Below are 17,660 nucleotides of genomic sequence, written 5' to 3'. Positions count from 1 at the left end.
GTCCAGCTCCAGGCGCCATCGGCTCGAGGTCATAAGCCAATCCGTCCAAAAGGATAAAGAACAACCTTTTAACCGGCTCGTCTTATGCTTGAGGCCCGCAGGATGCGGGTCATGCAGACGTTGCCACAGGACGTGGCGGTTTTAGTCTGCGTTCCTTTAAAAGCGGGCGCCTTCCGCTTTTCTGTTAGCCCACTCAAAATGCGGACATCTGCATATTAAATAGAGAAGGCATTGAAAATTAAGGAGGTTACCCTGCATGTATTATTATAGAGGCCAATATAGAAACGGGGGCGAAAGGTTCTTCTTTTTAGGAGCTCCTTTTGTCGGCGGCCTGCTCGGCGGTTTCCTGGGAGGGGGGCTGGGAGCAGCATTATTTGCTCCCCGTCCATTTTACGGCCCTCCGCCGCCATTCTATGGCCCGCCAGCTGCACCATATGCTCCTTATGGCGGAGGCGGATACCCTGGCTATGGACCATATGGAAACCCTTATTATCGCTGAACAGGTAAAAGCTCTCTTTTGAGAGCTTTTTTATTTATGTTTTCTTACATCCATCTCAGCTTTAATGTAAGATCACAGCATTTCTGGGAATCCTCTTTATCAGACTCGAAATGGAGGCTGAGCCCGTCAGGTGTATAGGACACCGCAGGAATTCGGGAAATTCCTGTTGATTTTATCATTTTTTCGACTGCATCCTTTTTTGACTGCTGAGCGGCTGACATCAGTTCATAAGAAAACTTTTTTGACTCTGCCATATTTACAAGCAATGTACTGGCGTCCCTCATGAGGACTTCCATTTTTTTAGCGGAGCTCATGAACATTTGAGGATCGACAGCTGGAAAGGTTCTGTAGAAATGGACAGGATGATAATAAGACTGATATGCATGCGGATAATTCCAGCAGTTTTGAAGCTGAGGGTTGTATCCAGGCTTTGGGTAGCGAAAATAATAATAGGGGTACATCCGGATCTGCCCCTTTCGATTAATAATTAATGCACTCATTCCCAATATATGAAACGAAGGCTTTTCCTATGAGAAAACAAAATGAAATGCTTTCTCGCAAAAATGTGGCTTGCACCCTGCATAGATAAAATGGGTTTGCATAAGGTGCATTAGAAAGGCAATTTTTATAAGGATTGATATAATTAGAAAAGGGGTAAAAGAACCGCATGAAGAATATATTAGTGTAATGAATATAAATAAGTGAGCACTGCTTACATAGATGGGAGGCCCCGGATGGAACTGGAACTGATATTGGAAATTATTGAGAATAACGGATATTTGGGGCTGTTTCTTTGGCTTTGGGTAGGGGTCTTTATTTTTCCTGTGCCAAATGAATTAATCGTGATGACTGTTGGACTTTCTTCCTCTTTAAAAACACTTCACCCTTTGCTTGCTTTCATTGTCATTTATCTTGGCATCCTGGCTGCACTGTCAACCTGTTATACAATCGGACGTTTGATCGGCAGGCCATTGCTGAAATACTTTCAAAAAAGTAAAAGAATGTCTAAAACGATTGATGCTTCTTTAAAACTAATGGAGAAGTATCATGCCTTTTCCCTCTCCTTCAGTTATTTTGTTCCGGGTATCAGAAATTTCCTCCCTTTCTTATACGGCTTCAGTAAATTGCCATTTAAAAAATTCGCTTTGTTTGCATATAGCGGCGCCCTGTTATGGCTGTCTGTGACTTTTACGATCGGCTATGTATTTGGAGATCATATTGATGCCATCATCAAACATGAAAAAGAATTACTGCTTAGCCTGGCAGGCTTGACTTTGCTCTTCCTCATTTTTCGCTTCACCAGAAGAAAGCGCGGGAAGGAGCAAGAAAAACTGCATGATCAGGGGTTGGGACTTTAAATATAAAAAGGCAGCCTGGAAAGCTGCCTTTTTTATTTAATACTGATTGCGGTGCTCTACCAGGTCGATGGCTCCCAGTACAATATGGGCGAGCCCGAAACCAACGATGGTATCTGATAACATGTTATTGGTTCTGCGGTTTTGTTTCATTGCATATCCAGCCGCAGTAACAGCGGTGCCGAGAACAGTTGGAATTAATCCTTCGCGAACGCGATTCATGACGGTCACCTCTTATTTTTTGATTGTCCTACAGGACATACATAGTTTGTTCTTATATAATGAAGTATAGTATGACAACATTTTACATATGGAAAGGGGGGATAGGGGAATGGAGTTGAAAGATACATTAATCGAAACACTCGGAATGGAAATTGTGTCACTTGAAAAGGGCCGTGTAGTTGCTACCATGCCTGTTGATGAACGCACCCGCCAGCCGTTTGGCCTGCTGCATGGAGGGGCGTCTGTCGCCCTTGCGGAAACTGTTGCAAGCATAGGAGCTTTTGAACTTTGCGATAAAGAAACGGAATCTGTTGCAGGGCTTGAAATCAATGCCAACCATATACGTGCTAAAAAGGATGGAATTGTAACGGCTGTCGCAACAGTGCTGCATCAGGGAAGAACCACAATGGTATGGGATATCAAAATAACGGATGAAAATGACAAGCTGATATGCACATCCAGATGCACAATGGCCGTAATAAAAAGAAAATAAAAAATAACAAAACCGCAAGAGGATTTCTTGCGGTTTTCCATTTATTGTTCCTTGCTGCCTGCCTTTTTCATATGTGGTGCATCTTTTAAGTCATCCTGTACACTTTTATCCCATAGCTCTACACCGGAGTTATAAGCTGCCCGGGCAATTAAATGCCCGGCTACAGGTGATGTCATGAAGATGAATATAATTCCGAGCAGCACTCTGGAATTGAAAAAGCCATCTTTAACATAAAAGAACAGCAGGGCTCCGAGCAGAATGGACATAACCCCCAGTGTAGCGGACTTTGATGCCGCATGGTTCCTGGTATAGATATCAGGAAGCCTGATAACTCCATATGCTGCGACAAGGCTTAAAAAGGCTCCCAAAATAATCAGCACAATAATGACAATATTAGCGATCTCGTTCATTTTCGATAATAACCCCCTTCTCCAGATATTTAGAGAAGGCTACGGTCCCTATAAAGGCAAGGATCCCGATCAGAAGGATAACCTCCACAAACGCACTTGTATTAAGGGCGATAGAAATCAATGCAACAATTGCAACAAGATTTATGCCAATAGCATCAAGTGCAACCACACGGTCTGGTGTGGTCGGCCCTTTTATCACTCTGTAAATCAAACCGATGGTGGCAGCCGAAATGATAAGGATGGCACTTAGAACAATAGTATTCAGCATTACCGGCTCACCTCCAAGATTGCTTTTTCAAACGAGTTCCTGATTGAATCAATGGTTTCCTCTGCATCTTCAATATCAATTGCATGAATGTAAAGAATCTTATTATCCGGGGAAACGTCTACAACCAATGTCCCCGGAGTCAGTGTGATCAAATTCGATAGCACTGTAATTTCCCAGTCCTTTTTCAGGACAGTGGGGTAGGCAAAAATGCCTGGCCGCATATCAAGCTTGGGTCTTAACAATACTTTGAGCACCCCGATGTTCGCTAAGATAAGCTCTTTGATGAAAAGAAACAAAAGATTGATTACCGCCACAACTCTTAATAGATAAAAGCGTGAATCGAAAAATCTTCTGAAAGTAAAGATGATGAGCAGGCCAAAAAGGTATCCTTTAAGGAACGCAACCGGTTCGTATGATCCTGTTAAAAACATCCACATAAACCCAAGGAACACATTTAATAATATTTGAAATGCCATACTCAATACTCCTTTAAAACTGCTTCAATATAAATTTCTGGATTTGCAAGAGTTTCAGCAGCCTGTAAGATATACGGATAAACATACTCCGAGCCGGCTCCGTAGAAAACGGCAATGACAACAAGGATAACCGGGGCAATCATCATTTTGCCGACAGGTACTTTGTCTTCCCCTTTATAGGCGCGGGGTGTACCCCAAAAGCCATTGATGAAGACTTTCATGATTGAGAACAGCACAAGAAGACTGGACATTAAAACAATCCCTGCTCCCCAGTAATGTTCTGCTTCGAAACCGCCTTTAACAATTAGAAGCTTTCCAACAAATCCGCTTAACGGCGGGATTCCCGCAAGAGCAAGCGCTGCGATGAAAAAGGTCCAGCCCAGACCAGGATAGCGCTTGATCAACCCGCTTATCTTATGCAGGTTGCTTGTACCGGCTATCGCTATAACGATGCCGGCAAGTAAAAATAGAGCCGCCTTAATAATCATATCATGAATCAAATAGAAGATGGACCCGGTAAGGGAATCAGTCGTCATCGCTGATACTCCAAACAAAATCGCCCCTACAGCAATAATGATATTGTAGATGATAATTTTCTTAATATCCCAGTAGGCAATTGCTCCAATGACTCCGGCGATGATCGACATAACCGCCAAAAAGCTCAAGAGCTGATGGGTAAAGCCAGTATCATGATAAAAGAACAACGTATAGGTTCTTGTAATGGAGTAAACTCCGACTTTTGTCAGGAGCGCTCCGAATAAAGCCAAAACAGGAGCAGGCGGTGCATAGTAAGAGCCCGGCATCCAGAAATATAAAGGAAAAATGGCTCCTTTCAATCCAAATACGATTAAAAACAGCACAGCAATCACTGTAATGATTCCAGGGGGATTCCCTTGGCTGGCTTCGCTGATGCGGACGGATATATGCGCCATATTGAGCGTTCCAACAACAGAATATAGATAGGCCACAGCAATAACAAACAAAGCGGAAGATATAACATTTACAAGGATATATTTAATGGACTCCCTAAGCTGTGCCTTCTTTCCTCCCAGTACAAGCAATACATAGGAAGCCATCAGCATAACCTCAAAAAATACGAAAAGGTTGAAGATATCTCCTGTTGTAAAAGCACCGTTCACGCCAACAATTAAAAAGTTGAAGGCAGCATAATAGTAAAACTTCTCTCTGGCTTCCCCAATGCTCCAAAATGAATAAATCAAGCACAGAAATGCTATTATACTGGTTGTCAGCACCAGCAGAGCTGACATCATGTCAGAAACAAGCGTGATCCCAAACGGAGCCTCCCAGCTTGAAACATCCAGCGTTTGTATCCCGTCAACTCGAACCTTCTGAACCAGCAAGGCAGAAAAAATGATCGCAATCACTGATGAAATGCCTGAAATCCACCTTTGCAGCATGATTCTTTTAGCGGTGAAGATGAGAAGGACACCCGTAACTAAAGGGATCAGGATGGGCAATATCAAAAAGTTAATCATTTCCTTCAGTTCCTCTCATTCGATCCATATTATCAGTGCCAAGCTCCTGGTAGGCACGGTATGCCAGTACAAGGAAAAACGCAGTGACCCCGAAGCTGATTACAATTGCCGTCAGGATAAGAGCCTGGGGAATCGGATCGGTATATGAGGGTGCGTTTTCACCCAGCAGCGGGGCAGATCCTGTTTTTAAACCGCCCATCGTTAATATCAGCATATGTGCCCCATGACTTAAAAGCCCGGTTCCGACAATAATGCGAAGCAAGCTTTTTGACAGCATGAGATAAGTAGCTGACATGAATAAAATTCCAATTACAAAAGCCATTAATATTTCCATTATTCATCCTCCCCTATCGTTTGAATAATGGTCATCGTAACGCCAACAACAACCAGAAAAACACCCAGGTCAAACAGTGTAGCTGTATGGAGGGAAGTGTCCCCCAGGACTGGCAAGTCAACATGTCCAAAAGCATGGGTAAGGAAAGGGACATTAAATAGCAATGCTCCCGCCCCTGTACCAATTGCAAATAGCAGTCCAACTGCAATCATGTGAATATAATTGACAGGAAGGATTTTTGAGACAGTTTTCATGTCAAAAGCCAGCAGCAGCAGAACGATTGCCCCCGATGTCAGCAAACCGCCGACGAATCCGCCCCCTGGTGTATAATGACCGGCAAAAAAGATATGGATAGAGAAAAGAACAATGAGAAACAAAACTACTTTCGTAGCGGTCTGCAGAATAATATCATTTGTTTTCATTTTTCTTTCCTCCTTCCAGGCGAAGTTTAATCATAGCGAAAATTCCAAGGGCTGCAATTCCGAGAACCGTAATTTCAAACATGGTATCAAAGCCCCGGAAATCAACAAGTATTACGTTTACCATGTTTTTCCCGGCTGCTTCCTTATACGTATTCTCGACGTAATATTGCGCAATGGAAGGAAACATCTTATTGCTGTGGGCAGATAGGGCAATCAGCGTGACAATCGCACCCACCCCGACAGAAATAAGGGCATTCGTCATTTTAAATCTCATCCGCTCCTCATGCCGAAGCTTAGGCAGATGGTAGAAAGCAAGCAGGAATAAAGAGACAGAAATAGTCTCGATTACAAGCTGTGTTAATGCAAGGTCAGGAGCACGGAAAATAACAAAGAACAATGAAACGGTATATCCGACTGCTCCCAGCAGAATGATGGATGTCATTCTGGATTTTACAAAAAGAATGGAAACAGATGCAGCAGCGATGACTAATGCCAGCAGAACCTCCGCATAATGGATGTCGGCCACATGCTCCGTGTCAAATTTAAACGCATCTTTCAGAACCAGTGTGGTAGCCAAAGCTACAATGAAAAATGAAAAAATATACACAAGATAGGTTCTGATGAATCCGTTCATATATAATCTTGTTAAGTTGAAGGAAGCCCTCTGTGATACTTCCAGCATAGAATCGTAAAAACGATTTAGCGCCAATTTCTCAGGGAAAAGATTATACACACTTCTCCACTTCGGCAGAGTGACAAAAAGCAGAATTCCCAATGTAATAACACCCAATGTCATAAACAATTCAGGTGTAAATCCATGCCAGAAGTATATATGAGTATCATACACATACCCTTCAACAGGCATGATGGCGGCCTGTGCAGGAGAGATGAGCGTGTTTGAAATAATATTAGGGAAGAAACCGATAATGATCACTAGTGAAGCCAGGATAATGGGTGATATTAGCATACCGATTGGAGCTTCGTGCGGTTTCTTTTCTAATTGTTCAGGCTGGAACTTGCCTGTGAACGTTTTGAATACAAGAATCATGCTGTAAATGAAGGTGAATACACTTGCCACCCAGGCAAGAACAGGGAACAAGAATCCCCATGTATCCAAATTTAATATATCCATTTCCAGAACACGGACCATTCCTGTGAAGAACATTTCTTTACTTAAGAACCCATTAAAAGGCGGAAGCCCGGCCATAGAAAATGTCCCGATGACCGCCAAAGTAAAAGTAATCGGCATAAAGTTCATCAGACCGCCAAGCTTGCGGATATCACGGGTGCCGGTTTCATGGTCTACGATTCCAGCTACCATGAATAGACTTCCTTTAAAAGTGGCATGGTTGATCAAATGAAAGACAGCAGCTGTAGTGGCAACCGTATAAATACTGTCTTCTACTGTTTCGAAGTGAAGTGCTGCAGCACCAATGCCGAGAAGGGACATGATCATCCCCAGCTGGCTGACCGTTGAGAAAGCCAGGATGGCTTTAAGGTCAGTCTGTTTGACAGCTGAGAAGGAACCCCAGAATAATGTTGTAATGCCAAATCCTGCAATGAGCCAGAGCCAGAGCGAGTGCTCCGCAAATACCGGACTCATACGTGCAACTAAATAAATGCCTGCTTTAACCATTGTTGCCGAATGAAGATATGCGCTGACAGGTGTTGGAGCTTCCATGGCATCCGGCAGCCAGATGTGAAATGGAAATTGTGCAGACTTGGTAAAGGCCCCAAGCAAAATGCAAAGCAAAGCAGGAACAAATAATGCATGTGAAAATATCTCATCTGATTGAGCAATAATTTCGGAAATGCTGAAAGTACCAGTCATCATATAAAGAAGTATGATGCCTCCAAGCATAGAAAGACCGCCGAAAACCGTGATGATCATCGACTTCTGTGCACCATATCTTGATTTCTCTCTGTGGTACCAGTACCCGATTAGCAGGAATGAAGAAAAGCTCGTAAATTCCCAGAAAGTATAAAGCACAATCAAGTTATCCGAAAGGACAACTCCCAGCATAGCCCCCATAAATAGAAGCAAGTAAACATAGAAGGTGTTCAGTTTTTCTTTGTTTTTATCCAAGTAATAGATGGAATACAGAACAACTAAGGCTCCTATTCCGGTGATCAGCAAAGCAAAAAGCAAACCAAGTCCGTCTACTTTTGCCGTGAAATCGATCCCAAGAGCGGGAATCCATGCAAAAGATTTTGTGACGGATTGCTGATTGGAGGTGATGGATAAATAAGAGATAAAATAACTGAATAAAAGGATTGGCAGAGGAAGTACGAACCAACCCGTATGTATCTGCCTAAACAGCTTGTACGCAATAGGCACAAGGATGGCAAGCAAAAATGGTGAAATTATTGCCAGGTGAAGCAGAGACAAAACATTACCCCCTTTTAAATTAATTGTTGTTACTCGAAAAAGTATCCTAGTATGCAGCTTGATGTAGCGGCTATATGGCATCTAACAGTTCAGTATATTTAGAAAACTGTATTTTTCCTCCGCAGCATGTATAAAACTTTTTTCGCAATACGTAAAGCGCTTAATAAAAGTTTTTCCACCTTCCCCCATATTATCCAGCCAAGGGAGGCAAGACAGGCGTGCCATAATCATCATTACTATCCGCTCATGCACCTCAGAACAAATTATAACCTAAAAATAAAGTCTGTGCATTCTTCAAACCCTTATCAGTAAAGGATTTATCCATTCTTATTAAATAGGTAGAAACACGAATTAATCAGGAAAAATTTTTTTGAAAAAATGTCTCCCAAAACAGCATCTTTGTATAAAAAAACATTAATTTACGCACACTACTCATAGGTGGTGTTGTGTATGATTAAGCATAAAATTTCAGCAGCCATTACAATCTTTGCCCTTCTGTTTGCAGGCGCCTGGATATTGGACCACCAAACCAAAAGGGAATTCTATATTCCGGCAGACGAAGAAGAAGTGGTCGAATTATTACCGGCAAATTACGAAATGGAAGCTGAAAAAAAGCAAAAGCTGAAGGTGTTTGAACCGAGAGAATATGTGAGGATACAGACAGCATCATAAGAAAAGCGGACTCCCCTCGAGGGGGCAGTCGCTCCTCCCAAAAGCTGCCGCTTTTAGTAGTGCGATGATAAAGCTGGCTAAGCGTTCCTTTTGAAGCCAGACAACAAGAAGAGGATGAGAAATGGCTCATCCTCTCTTACTGCTGTTTTAAAGTTTACTTTGGCCACGGTTATGAAAAATCATGATGAATAGAGGGACCGTAATGATGAAGGAAAGAAAGAATAAGAAGAGAAATTTGGAGAAGGGCGTAATATTTTTTTTAATATCGTCCGCATACATTTCAAAAAAATCCCTGATTGATTCATTGCCGAGCACATTGGATGCTGTCAGGAATTCATTTTTGTCATAATCATAGTAAAAGAAATCTTTTTTCTTAAAAATAAATAAGCCATCTCTTTTTTGTTCTAATTCCAAAAAAACAATGCCAATGTGAGATGAATATTCTTCAGTTTCCTCTTCATTTTCTGATGTTTGCGGGTCATCAGGTGTAACAATCTTTGTTACTTGCCCCTGCATCCCGTATGCATCAATGACTGAAAAGGAGTCTTCGCTGTAATAATGGATAGTGCTGCGAAGCTGTTCTTCAAGTATGTCCTCGAACTCTTTTTCAGCATCAGCAGCTTTTGCAGGCATAATGTACTGAACTGACAGCAATACGGCAAACAAAAAACAGCATATTCCTTTTTTCATTTCCTTCCCCCTTTTTCTCTATTTAATGCAAGATTTGCTAGAATATGGTTTATGTCTATGCTAGGAAACACTAAAATATACAGAAGGGATAAGCTGTTGTAAAAATTATGAAAATCACTGATAATAGATAGCTAGAGTAAAGAAAGACAAATATGGATGGGGAAAAATGAAAAATACATATCTGACGAGTTATTTTCCGCTTTTGGCGATTATTTTGTTTAGTACTTCTCTGGCATTAAAAACCCAGATGGAGTTAGTTTATTTTCTGAAAAAGACAGGAATTTTCCAGGGGATGCTAGAGTTCTTTTCAGAAGGCGGCGTAAAGATGTCACTGACGGTCCTCCTCCTGGTCCTTTTTTTTATGGTGTTTGCAGCCTTGAAATTGGTGGCAGATACGATCAATGGACTGTCACTTCTGTTCTTTTCTAAAGATCTGGAAGGGGAAAGTCTGACAAAGTCGAGGCAAGGTTCGGCCATCTATTTTATTGGAGGCGCTTTGTCGCTTCTGAGTTTGTTCAGTTATATCGGGATTGCCATCCTTTTTGCGGCCGCTACCTTTATTTATTTCAGTTACTTTGTTTATAAAGCCAGTTCTTCATTGACTGCATCCGGCATTGCTGGTGTGATTTTTTTTCAGGTTATGGTCTGGACTTCTCTTTTAACAGGGATACTCTATCTTTCTTTGAAAATACACAACAGCATCATGGCAAGTCTGCCGATATAGTAAAAGGAGGCCGCAGTAAAGGGCCTCCTTTAAAGTAAACATATCATTTTAATCAGACATTATATCCTTCCAAATCAGCAGCTGGGGAGAAGCCGATTCGATAGCAGCCAGATTTCCGGGCCGATCCTTTCCAACCCAGACACCTGCTGTATACTGGCCAGTCAAGCCCACAAACCAGAAATCATGATAGCCATTAGTGGTTCCTGTTTTGCCGCCGGCATATCCAAATGGCAGACGTGCTTTCCGTGCAGTGCCGGATTGAACGGTCCTGGCCATTAAATTCCTCATTTTTTCTATCGTTTTTTCGCTCCAAACCTGCGTTTTAGAATCATCCCAGCTATAAAGCAATTTTCCTTTCAGGTCAGTGATTTTACGGATGGCTCTTGCCGGCTGGTAATAACCATCATTTGCAAACACAGTATATGCTGATGTGAGTTCAAGCGGTGTCATTCCGTATGTAAAACCTCCTATAGCTGCAGAAAGGGCATGATCCTTATCTGTAACCTTTTTAAAACCAAACTTATCTAAATCACGAAAACCATTTTCAATTCCAATGTCGTCCAGCAGTCTTACTGCAGGTGTATTATACGAATAAATAAAGGCTTTTTCGAGTGTTGTCGATCCATAGCGGGCACCGCCATAATTCTGGGGGCAATATCCATTTTTGCAGAAAGGTCCTGCATTCACTTGATCATGAATGACTGCGCTGGTGTGCTCAAAGTATGGTGCATAAACAAGCAGCGGCTTAATAGCGGAACCGGGCTGTCTGTATGCCTGGAAAGCTCGATTAAAGTTGTATTTCTTATAATTCTTTCCGCCTGCAAGCGCTGTTATTTCATGTGATCCATTATCTATCACGGCTGCTGCACCTTCCACATCCTTGTAGGACAGGCGCTTATTTAGGGAATTTGCAGCCTTTTCCTGAAGGGCAGGGTTCAGGGCAGTTTCAATGATTATGCCTTGCTCCATTATTTGGGATATTCTCTTATCAAGCTTGGCGCTCAATGATGCTTTTTCCTGCTCTCCTGCTTTTAGGAGCTTATCCTGATAGCCTTCTTTAACAGAAATTAATTCACGCAGCTCCGCTTCTACATATGAAACATAATCCGGATATAAGTCTATTCTTTGTTTGACCTGAAGCTGAATCCGTTCACTTTTCATCTTCTCTGCTTCCTTTGGCGAAATCAGCTGTTCTTCCTTTAATTGATCAATCAGCCGCTCCTGCCTTTCTTTTGTATGGTTAAAGTGTTTCATAGGATCATATAAAGATGGGTTGTTTGGGATGGCAGCCAAAAAAGCTTCTTGAGCTTTGGTCAGGTCTTTGGCGCTTTTTTTAAAATAGAGCTGGGAAGCAGCCTCAATTCCGTAAGCTCCATTATGGAAATAAATTGCGTTAATATACAATTCCAGAATTTTTTCTTTGGATAATTTCCTCTCCAGTTCATATGCATATAGGAGTTCACTGAGCTTGCGGTTATAGGATTGTTCATGATTCAGAAAGATATTACGAGCCAGCTGCTGGGTAATGGTGCTGGCCCCCTGTTCAATATCATCCGATTGGATGTTGATGGCCAGGGCACGTCCAATGGCAGCAACATCGAATCCGGCATGGTCATAAAAGTGCTGGTCCTCCGCTGTGATAAAAACATCCTTAAGAAAAGGGGAAATGTCACCTGACGATAGGCTGATTCTGTTTACCGGATGATCCATTTCAGAGATTACCTGGCCGTTGCCTGCTTTAATATAACTTGTCTGGGGCAGGCTGACTTCTTTTATTTCAAGCTTTTCATCCAGCAGCTCATGAAATCCCTGAACCTTTTGCGATTCAGCAGAGACAGCAAATACCAGTAAAGAAAAAATAGGAAGCAAGAGAATGATGATCATAAATCCAGACCAGGAACGCAAAGGAATCCGCCTCCGTTATTTTAAACTTCTATCCTATTTTTCGGCTTTTTTTCTGAGGAGTTAAGCTTTTTTTAAGAAGGCAGACGCTGCTGAAAAATTCCGGCTTAAATGCAATTTACTCAGAAAATTGAAATATTTCATGCTATAATATAAGAAATTATGTGCGTGAATTTCTAATGGAAAGCAGGTGAAAACATGGGGGAGGAACACCAATACCTATTTATTGATTTTGAGTTTACCATGCCTGAGAAAGGCAGTGCTTTCAGAGGGTTTTTTCCGGAAATTATCGAAGCGGGAATTGTATCAGTCATCGGCAATCAAGTTTGTGAAGAGTTCTCTTCATATGTAACTCCCGTCCGGTTTCCGAAATTGTCCGAGCGCTGCAAATCCTTTCTGCATATAACACAGGAACAGGTAGACCAGGGCATCGATTTTCTTGAACTCGTGAAAAAAATGATAGATATGAACAGAAACCGTCCATGCACGATTGTTACGTGGGGAAATATGGATATGAAGGTGCTTAGAAATAATTGTACCCACGCTGGAGTTGACTTTCCGTTCAGAGGCAGGGAAGTGGATCTTTCGATGGAATATAAGCGTTTCTTCGGGGATCAAAACCAGACAGGATTATGGAAAGCCGTTCAGGAATATGGCAAGGAAGGAACAGGAAAACATCACCGGGCTTTGGATGATGCCTTAACGACTTACAATATTTTCAGATTGGTAGAAAAAGATAAGAAATATCTGCAGAAGCCGGAACCTACTACAATTGGCGATCGGGTGGACTTCTCGAAACTGTTTAATAAATTTGCCTGACAAGCCAAATCCATCAAAATGATTTGGCTTGTTTTCATTTTACTTAAAATAATCCTTTTCCAATGAGTCAAGATTCCTTATGCTTTGTTCTGCCCAGGGAGAAGAATCTCCTTCCAGCTCCGTTCTCATTTTATCCAAAGCTATTTGCAGCGAATCCTTATAATCTGGTATTTCTTCACTAAAGGGCTTTACCATCTGCTTAGGCACATTGGTCTGCTCTCTGTATGCAAGCGCGCGGCGCTCATGGAAAAGCATCACGTCCGCCTCTTTAGGATTATGCAAGTCGCCCTGCATTGGATGCTTTAAGACCGCAAGCACTCTGACCAGGTAATGCTGTGGCCGGATGTCTGTAACTTCCCCGATATACTTGCCTGTTTTATAGATGGCTGTTACTCTATCGCCGATCTTTACTTCTGCCAATCTAACCTCTCCTTTTCATTTTTCTTTAGCCCTATTATGAAGCTTGAAAAAACAAAGTGCAAATTTTCAATAAATCAGGTAAGCTAAAAAATGATTAGTTTTTTCATAGGAGGATGAGAAAATGAAATGTCGTTTTCTAGCACCGCTTCTTTTTCTGATGCTGATCCTGGCAGCATGCGGGACAAGCACTGAAAAAGAAGAGGACAAGGCAAATGGTTCTGCTGCTGAAGAAAGCCAAACAGATAACCAGGCAAGTGAAGAAGCACCGGACAGCTTTCCGCAATTAACAGAAGAAGTTGAGGGAAATGAAAGACTGGTGGAAATGCAGACGTCAAAAGGGAATATTAAAATTAAACTTTTCCCGGATCAGGCTCCCAAAGCGGTTGAAAACTTCATTAAGCATAGTGAAGATGGCTATTACGATGGGGTGACTTTCCACCGTGTCATTCAGGAATTTATGATCCAGGGAGGCGACCCTGAGGGAACCGGCAGGGGCGGAGAAAGCATTTACGGTGAAGCGTTTGAAGATGAATTCTCCAACGAGCTCTTTCACATTCGCGGTGCGCTATCAATGGCAAATGCAGGTCCGAATACAAACGGTAGCCAATTCTTTATTGTTCAGAACACGAGACTTGATCCAAGCTTGAAAGGGCAAATGGAAAAGGCCGGTTATCCGGAAGATATTATTAAAGCTTATGAAAATGGTGGTACACCAACGCTTGACCATAAGCACACCGTTTTTGGACAGGTTGTTGAGGGAATGGATGTAGTCGACAGTATCGCAGAAGTTGAAACTGCCGAAGAGGACAAGCCAGCGGAAGATGTGGTCATTGAAAAGATAGAGGTTTTAAAATAAGTGTATAAACATTGGACTGTGTAATCATTGCTGATATAATAATTCGGGTGGACACTGCTTTTAGCAGAAAGGATTGATTAGGATGTTGCAATGGTATGTACTGTCGCTGTTTCTATATTTTCCGGAAGATAAATCAGAATATGGCCCTGCAGCTGTAACGTTTGCCATCTTTTTAGTTGCGGCCATTCTTACAATGAGATTAATTATCCGTGTGTCAAAGCGCGAAGCAGCCAAGGCGAAAGAGCTTGAAGAGCGCATCGATAGGCAAAATAGACAAGGGGGGAACAGCTGAGCAGCTGTTCTTCTTTTTTTGTTAAGAAATTATAACTTTGATAACTGTCTAGCGCAAGCAGCCTACCCCCTCGAGGTCACAACCTTGTCTAGTTTCGGCTCCTAGGGACTCGGGGTCATAAGCCGTTTCCTTTCAGAAGGAAGAACGCCTTCTTACAGGAACCGTCTTATGCCTGAGGCCCGCAGGACAGGGAAGGCTTCGTCAGCATAAACATCGCATGACCGAAAGCGACAGCTTTTGGGAGGATGCGGGTCATGCAGACGTTGCCACAGGACGAGGCGATCTTAGTCTGCGTTCCTTAGGTGAGCAAGGAGCTTGCGCTTTTCTTGTTTATTGATAAAGTGATTGGGCAACACTAAAGACAAAATGTCTTGATGGAGGATTCAATCATGAAAAAAGCGCTGATGCTTGGTTTTGTTCTTCTTCTGTCCGGTTGCGGGGAAGAGAACATTACGAATACGGAAGTTGAAATGTTTAACGCTGCAGGTGATTCATTAGGGACAATTAAGGTGCAGGAACAGGCGAGCGGAGTAAAGTTGAGCGGGGGTCTGAGCGGACTTCCTCCGGGGGAACTTGCCATCCATATCCATGAAGAAGCAAAATGCGAGCCTCCTGACTTTAAATCGGCAGGGAATCATTTCAATCCTGACAATAAGGAACATGGGCTGCTTCATCCCAAAGGATCACATGCGGGTGATCTTCCCAACCTGATTGTTGAGGATGACGGCAAGGCTAAGATTGACTTTATGGCGCCCCAAGTCACGTTAAAAGAAGACAAAAATTCTTTGTTGACAAAGGAAGGGACTTCCATTGTTATCCATGATGGACCAGATGATGGCATGACTCAGCCGGCAGGAGATTCAGGAGAACGCATTGCCTGCGGCCGTATTTCAAAAGATAAAGAAGAAGAAGGACAGAAAAAAGCACAGGACGATCAATCAACAGAAGAATAAATAATTGAAGGCTTTCCTGGCAGGGGAGCCTTTATCACTGGGAATTTTTCCGAACGATCCGTATAATGGAGTTAAACCTTATCATGGAGGTTGGTTAAATGGGAATTTTCGATGGTTTTATCGGCAATGCATCTGAAGCGGACATTAATGAGGTTCAGGAGGAATTTTCAGCAGTCCTTGCCCCGAGTGAACAGGTTGAAAAAGCCTATAGGCTCGTCCGCGATTTATTCATTTTTACAAACAAGCGTCTGATTCTGGTGGATAAGCAAGGAATCACAGGGAAAAAAATCGAGTATCATTCCATCCCTTACAAAAACATCACCCATTTTAGCATTGAAACCGCAGGCAGCTTCGATCTGGAGGCCGAATTAAAAATTTGGATCTCAGGATCAGACGAACCAATTGAAAAGCATTTTAATAAAAACTTGAACATATACGAAGTGCAGAGTGTGCTTGCTGAATATGTACTATAAATCCCCTTGCTAGTATAACCAAGGGGATTTTGCTTGTAGTTCAGGTGGAATTTTCATAAAATTAAATTATCTTGATAAAGGATGTGAGTGATGATAAACAGACTCCGTTTCGAACCAAAGGAGCTGGAAATGCTCCGCTTTCTGTCCCGCCGCCTGGAACTGCCTTTGAAAAATGAAAATCAGTATCTGCATTTAGAGAAGGGCTATGCAGGCGAGCAGCATTTTGATAGGGAGCTTCAGGACTTGCCAGACTCTTGCATTATTCTAAATGATCTATTGCTGGAAAACAGCAATACCCATTTCCAAATCGATACTCTCCTTATCGCCGGCGGCACTATATTCATCTTTGAAGTAAAAAAACTATGAAGGGGACTATTACATAGAAAATGAAAGATGGTATTCCCTGCTATCCAAAACAGAAATAAAAAATCCCCTCCTCCAGCTGCAAAGAAGCGAAACCCTTTTACGGGGCCTCCTTAAAGAATTCGGCTACCATCTTCCCATCAAATCACATCTGATATTCATTAATCCCGGCTTTCAGCTTTATCAAGCTCCTATCAATATTCCTGCAGTATTTCCTTCGCAGCTTAATCGATTCCTGGAGAAATTAAAAACTATTCCTAATGCGGCGAAATCGAGAAACCTGAAGCTGGCTGAACAGTTAAATGCCCGCTGCTTGAAGGAGAATCCCTATGTTCGGATTCCAGAATACACTTATGACCTTTTGAGGAAAGGGATTATATGCAGTTCGTGTACTTCGTTTTTAGCCCCCTTTACTCAAGGTTACTTAACCTGCGGGGAATGTGGATCGAAAGAAAAGGTGGATACTGCAGTACTGAGAAGTGTAAAGGAATTTGCGGTTTTGTTTCCGGATAGGAAAATTACTACAAATACAATAGTAGATTGGTGCGGTGGTATTGGTTCCGGGAAAGTGGTGCAGAGGATACTAGGTAAGAATTATAAAATTCAGGGGCATGGAAAGTATTCTTATTATATTGATAAGTAGGCTTGAGCTGTGAGGAGATTTTGAAGCCGAAAAATGAGAACCAGAGAAGAAAAAGGTCGCCATGAAGGGTTCATGAAGCCGAAAAATGAGAACCAGAAAAGAAAATGGTCGCCATGAAGAGTTCATGAAGCCGAAAATCGAAAACCAGAGAAGAAAAAGGTCGCCATGAAGGGTTCATGAAGCCTAAAATTGAGAACCAGAGAAGAAAATGGTCGCCATGACGAGTTTTAAGCCGAAAAATGAGAACCAGAAAAGAAAAAGGTCGCCATGACGAGTTCATGAAGCCGAAAATCGAAAACCAGAGAAGAAAAAGGTCGCCAAGAAGAGGTCATGAAGCCGAAAATCGAGAACCAGGGAAGAAAGGGTCGCCATGAAGGGTTCATGAAGCCAAAAATCGAAAACCAGAAAAGAAAAAGGTCGCCATGAAGGGTTCATGAAGCCGAAAATTGATAACTTGAGTAGAAAATGGTCGCCATGAAGAGTTCATGA

The 17,660-nt window shown here is 42.3% G+C and carries 25 protein-coding genes; 13 read left to right on the top strand and 12 right to left on the bottom strand.

What is annotated here, in order from left to right; all coding sequences use genetic code 11:
- Positions 1 to 256 precede the first annotated feature (256 nt).
- The gene (locus tag NR125_RS07995) at positions 257 to 499 is read left to right on the top strand and encodes a hypothetical protein (protein ID WP_256814975.1); all 243 of its coding nucleotides are present in this window, start codon (positions 257 to 259) and stop codon (positions 497 to 499) included.
- Between the two features lie 44 nt (positions 500 to 543).
- Here the strand turns inward: NR125_RS07995 and NR125_RS07990 are convergent, their stop codons facing one another.
- Positions 544 to 999, bottom strand: coding sequence for a YuzC family spore coat inner layer protein (locus NR125_RS07990; protein ID WP_256814973.1), 456 nt, complete (start codon positions 997 to 999; stop codon positions 544 to 546).
- Between the two features lie 234 nt (positions 1,000 to 1,233).
- Between NR125_RS07990 and NR125_RS07985 the strand changes: the two genes are divergently transcribed.
- Positions 1,234 to 1,857: a DedA family protein gene (locus NR125_RS07985; RefSeq protein WP_256814971.1), complete on the top strand. Its 624-nt coding sequence runs from the start codon at positions 1,234 to 1,236 to the stop codon at positions 1,855 to 1,857.
- Between the two features lie 36 nt (positions 1,858 to 1,893).
- On the opposite strand, the gene NR125_RS07980 is transcribed toward NR125_RS07985, so the two are convergent.
- Positions 1,894 to 2,076: a hypothetical protein gene (locus tag NR125_RS07980; RefSeq protein ID WP_009331661.1), complete on the bottom strand. Its 183-nt coding sequence runs from the start codon at positions 2,074 to 2,076 to the stop codon at positions 1,894 to 1,896.
- A 109-nt stretch (positions 2,077 to 2,185) separates the two neighbouring features.
- Here NR125_RS07980 and NR125_RS07975 point away from each other — a divergent pair, with 109 nt between their 5' ends.
- A complete protein-coding gene (locus NR125_RS07975) occupies positions 2,186 to 2,569 on the top strand; it encodes a hotdog fold thioesterase (RefSeq protein WP_009331660.1) in 384 nt (127 codons plus the stop codon).
- A gap of 41 nt (positions 2,570 to 2,610) precedes the next feature.
- Here NR125_RS07975 and mnhG read toward each other — a convergent pair whose 3' ends face one another.
- From mnhG to NR125_RS07940, 7 genes are read right to left on the bottom strand one after another with little or no spacing between them, the layout of a single operon-like run.
- On the bottom strand, positions 2,611 to 2,979 hold the full coding sequence (mnhG, locus tag NR125_RS07970) for a monovalent cation/H(+) antiporter subunit G (RefSeq protein WP_009331659.1): 369 nt from the start codon (positions 2,977 to 2,979) through the stop codon (positions 2,611 to 2,613).
- Entirely contained in the window at positions 2,963 to 3,247 is a 285-nt protein-coding gene (locus tag NR125_RS07965; RefSeq protein ID WP_009331658.1) for a Na(+)/H(+) antiporter subunit F1, read from the bottom strand. Before NR125_RS07965 ends, mnhG begins: the two co-directional genes overlap by 17 nt.
- Entirely contained in the window at positions 3,247 to 3,723 is a 477-nt protein-coding gene (locus NR125_RS07960; RefSeq protein ID WP_009331657.1) for a Na+/H+ antiporter subunit E, read from the bottom strand. Before NR125_RS07960 ends, NR125_RS07965 begins: the two co-directional genes overlap by 1 nt.
- A 2-nt stretch (positions 3,724 to 3,725) precedes the next feature.
- Positions 3,726 to 5,219, bottom strand: a complete 1,494-nt coding sequence (locus NR125_RS07955; RefSeq protein WP_256814967.1) for a Na+/H+ antiporter subunit D — start codon at positions 5,217 to 5,219, stop codon at positions 3,726 to 3,728.
- Positions 5,212 to 5,553 (bottom strand): Na(+)/H(+) antiporter subunit C, encoded by a 342-nt coding sequence (locus tag NR125_RS07950; protein WP_071156700.1) that lies wholly within the window; start codon positions 5,551 to 5,553, stop codon positions 5,212 to 5,214. The genes NR125_RS07955 and NR125_RS07950 overlap by 8 nt, the downstream gene beginning before the upstream one ends.
- The gene (locus NR125_RS07945; RefSeq protein ID WP_009331654.1) at positions 5,553 to 5,975 is read right to left on the bottom strand and encodes a Na(+)/H(+) antiporter subunit B; all 423 of its coding nucleotides are present in this window, start codon (positions 5,973 to 5,975) and stop codon (positions 5,553 to 5,555) included. The genes NR125_RS07950 and NR125_RS07945 overlap by 1 nt, the downstream gene beginning before the upstream one ends.
- A complete protein-coding gene (locus NR125_RS07940; RefSeq protein ID WP_019380052.1) occupies positions 5,962 to 8,364 on the bottom strand; it encodes a Na+/H+ antiporter subunit A in 2,403 nt (800 codons plus the stop codon). The genes NR125_RS07945 and NR125_RS07940 overlap by 14 nt, the downstream gene beginning before the upstream one ends.
- A gap of 450 nt (positions 8,365 to 8,814) precedes the next feature.
- Here NR125_RS07940 and NR125_RS07935 point away from each other — a divergent pair, with 450 nt between their 5' ends.
- The gene (locus tag NR125_RS07935; RefSeq protein ID WP_256814966.1) at positions 8,815 to 9,036 is read left to right on the top strand and encodes a hypothetical protein; all 222 of its coding nucleotides are present in this window, start codon (positions 8,815 to 8,817) and stop codon (positions 9,034 to 9,036) included.
- Between the two features lie 147 nt (positions 9,037 to 9,183).
- Here NR125_RS07935 and NR125_RS07930 read toward each other — a convergent pair whose 3' ends face one another.
- The gene (locus tag NR125_RS07930; RefSeq protein ID WP_256814964.1) at positions 9,184 to 9,726 is read right to left on the bottom strand and encodes a hypothetical protein; all 543 of its coding nucleotides are present in this window, start codon (positions 9,724 to 9,726) and stop codon (positions 9,184 to 9,186) included.
- Positions 9,727 to 9,892: 166 nt separating this feature from the next.
- On the opposite strand from NR125_RS07930, the gene NR125_RS07925 reads away from it, so the two are divergent.
- On the top strand, positions 9,893 to 10,450 hold the full coding sequence (locus NR125_RS07925) for a DUF5366 family protein (RefSeq protein WP_256814963.1): 558 nt from the start codon (positions 9,893 to 9,895) through the stop codon (positions 10,448 to 10,450).
- 48 nt (positions 10,451 to 10,498) lie between these two features.
- Here the strand turns inward: NR125_RS07925 and NR125_RS07920 are convergent, their stop codons facing one another.
- Positions 10,499 to 12,334: a transglycosylase domain-containing protein gene (locus NR125_RS07920; protein ID WP_256814962.1), complete on the bottom strand. Its 1,836-nt coding sequence runs from the start codon at positions 12,332 to 12,334 to the stop codon at positions 10,499 to 10,501.
- 216 nt (positions 12,335 to 12,550) lie between these two features.
- Between NR125_RS07920 and kapD the strand changes: the two genes are divergently transcribed.
- On the top strand, positions 12,551 to 13,171 hold the full coding sequence (gene kapD, locus NR125_RS07915; protein WP_009331648.1) for a 3'-5' exonuclease KapD: 621 nt from the start codon (positions 12,551 to 12,553) through the stop codon (positions 13,169 to 13,171).
- 39 nt (positions 13,172 to 13,210) lie between these two features.
- Here the strand turns inward: kapD and kapB are convergent, their stop codons facing one another.
- Positions 13,211 to 13,591, bottom strand: coding sequence for a kinase-associated lipoprotein KapB (gene kapB / locus NR125_RS07910; protein ID WP_009331647.1), 381 nt, complete (start codon positions 13,589 to 13,591; stop codon positions 13,211 to 13,213).
- 121 nt (positions 13,592 to 13,712) lie between these two features.
- Here kapB and NR125_RS07905 point away from each other — a divergent pair, with 121 nt between their 5' ends.
- From NR125_RS07905 to NR125_RS07875, 7 genes are all read left to right on the top strand, one after another.
- Positions 13,713 to 14,447, top strand: coding sequence for a peptidylprolyl isomerase (locus tag NR125_RS07905; protein WP_251156292.1), 735 nt, complete (start codon positions 13,713 to 13,715; stop codon positions 14,445 to 14,447).
- An 82-nt stretch (positions 14,448 to 14,529) separates the two neighbouring features.
- A complete protein-coding gene (locus NR125_RS07900; RefSeq protein ID WP_009331645.1) occupies positions 14,530 to 14,739 on the top strand; it encodes a hypothetical protein in 210 nt (69 codons plus the stop codon).
- Positions 14,740 to 15,128: 389 nt separating this feature from the next.
- Positions 15,129 to 15,692, top strand: coding sequence for a superoxide dismutase family protein (locus tag NR125_RS07895; protein WP_009331644.1), 564 nt, complete (start codon positions 15,129 to 15,131; stop codon positions 15,690 to 15,692).
- Positions 15,693 to 15,790: 98 nt separating this feature from the next.
- Entirely contained in the window at positions 15,791 to 16,165 is a 375-nt protein-coding gene (locus NR125_RS07890; RefSeq protein WP_009331643.1) for a PH domain-containing protein, read from the top strand.
- Positions 16,166 to 16,255: 90 nt separating this feature from the next.
- A complete protein-coding gene (locus NR125_RS07885) occupies positions 16,256 to 16,531 on the top strand; it encodes a nuclease-related domain-containing protein (RefSeq protein WP_256814956.1) in 276 nt (91 codons plus the stop codon).
- A 310-nt stretch (positions 16,532 to 16,841) separates the two neighbouring features.
- The gene (locus NR125_RS07880) at positions 16,842 to 17,171 is read left to right on the top strand and encodes a hypothetical protein (RefSeq protein ID WP_256814955.1); all 330 of its coding nucleotides are present in this window, start codon (positions 16,842 to 16,844) and stop codon (positions 17,169 to 17,171) included.
- Positions 17,172 to 17,410: 239 nt separating this feature from the next.
- Entirely contained in the window at positions 17,411 to 17,545 is a 135-nt protein-coding gene (locus NR125_RS07875; protein ID WP_256814954.1) for a hypothetical protein, read from the top strand.
- Positions 17,546 to 17,660: the final 115 nt, after the last annotated feature.

The sequence above is a fragment of the Cytobacillus sp. Bac17 genome (genome assembly GCF_024519925.1).
Lineage (GTDB): Bacteria > Bacillota > Bacilli > Bacillales > Cytobacillaceae > Cytobacillus > Cytobacillus pseudoceanisediminis.
The sequence above is the reverse complement of the archived record's forward strand: the minus strand, read 5'-3'. Positions and strand labels throughout refer to the sequence as shown.

Coding starts and splice junctions, on each gene's coding strand:
- NR125_RS07945 (WP_009331654.1), bottom strand. CDS start 5,975: ATGAAAACAAATGATATTATTCTGCAGACCGCTACGAAAGTAGTTTTG.
- NR125_RS07920 (WP_256814962.1), bottom strand. CDS start 12,334: ATGATCATCATTCTCTTGCTTCCTATTTTTTCTTTACTGGTATTTGCT.
- NR125_RS07965 (WP_009331658.1), bottom strand. CDS start 3,247: ATGCTGAATACTATTGTTCTAAGTGCCATCCTTATCATTTCGGCTGCC.
- kapD (WP_009331648.1), top strand. CDS start 12,551: ATGGGGGAGGAACACCAATACCTATTTATTGATTTTGAGTTTACCATG.
- NR125_RS07975 (WP_009331660.1), top strand. CDS start 2,186: ATGGAGTTGAAAGATACATTAATCGAAACACTCGGAATGGAAATTGTG.
- NR125_RS07890 (WP_009331643.1), top strand. CDS start 15,791: ATGGGAATTTTCGATGGTTTTATCGGCAATGCATCTGAAGCGGACATT.
- NR125_RS07935 (WP_256814966.1), top strand. CDS start 8,815: ATGATTAAGCATAAAATTTCAGCAGCCATTACAATCTTTGCCCTTCTG.
- mnhG (WP_009331659.1), bottom strand. CDS start 2,979: ATGAACGAGATCGCTAATATTGTCATTATTGTGCTGATTATTTTGGGA.
- NR125_RS07885 (WP_256814956.1), top strand. CDS start 16,256: ATGATAAACAGACTCCGTTTCGAACCAAAGGAGCTGGAAATGCTCCGC.
- NR125_RS07950 (WP_071156700.1), bottom strand. CDS start 5,553: ATGGAAATATTAATGGCTTTTGTAATTGGAATTTTATTCATGTCAGCT.
- NR125_RS07985 (WP_256814971.1), top strand. CDS start 1,234: ATGGAACTGGAACTGATATTGGAAATTATTGAGAATAACGGATATTTG.
- NR125_RS07905 (WP_251156292.1), top strand. CDS start 13,713: ATGAAATGTCGTTTTCTAGCACCGCTTCTTTTTCTGATGCTGATCCTG.
- NR125_RS07930 (WP_256814964.1), bottom strand. CDS start 9,726: ATGAAAAAAGGAATATGCTGTTTTTTGTTTGCCGTATTGCTGTCAGTT.
- NR125_RS07925 (WP_256814963.1), top strand. CDS start 9,893: ATGAAAAATACATATCTGACGAGTTATTTTCCGCTTTTGGCGATTATT.
- NR125_RS07875 (WP_256814954.1), top strand. CDS start 17,411: ATGAGAACCAGAAAAGAAAAAGGTCGCCATGACGAGTTCATGAAGCCG.
- NR125_RS07995 (WP_256814975.1), top strand. CDS start 257: ATGTATTATTATAGAGGCCAATATAGAAACGGGGGCGAAAGGTTCTTC.
- NR125_RS07955 (WP_256814967.1), bottom strand. CDS start 5,219: ATGATTAACTTTTTGATATTGCCCATCCTGATCCCTTTAGTTACGGGT.
- NR125_RS07900 (WP_009331645.1), top strand. CDS start 14,530: ATGTTGCAATGGTATGTACTGTCGCTGTTTCTATATTTTCCGGAAGAT.
- NR125_RS07990 (WP_256814973.1), bottom strand. CDS start 999: ATGAGTGCATTAATTATTAATCGAAAGGGGCAGATCCGGATGTACCCC.
- NR125_RS07960 (WP_009331657.1), bottom strand. CDS start 3,723: ATGGCATTTCAAATATTATTAAATGTGTTCCTTGGGTTTATGTGGATG.
- NR125_RS07895 (WP_009331644.1), top strand. CDS start 15,129: ATGAAAAAAGCGCTGATGCTTGGTTTTGTTCTTCTTCTGTCCGGTTGC.
- NR125_RS07980 (WP_009331661.1), bottom strand. CDS start 2,076: ATGAATCGCGTTCGCGAAGGATTAATTCCAACTGTTCTCGGCACCGCT.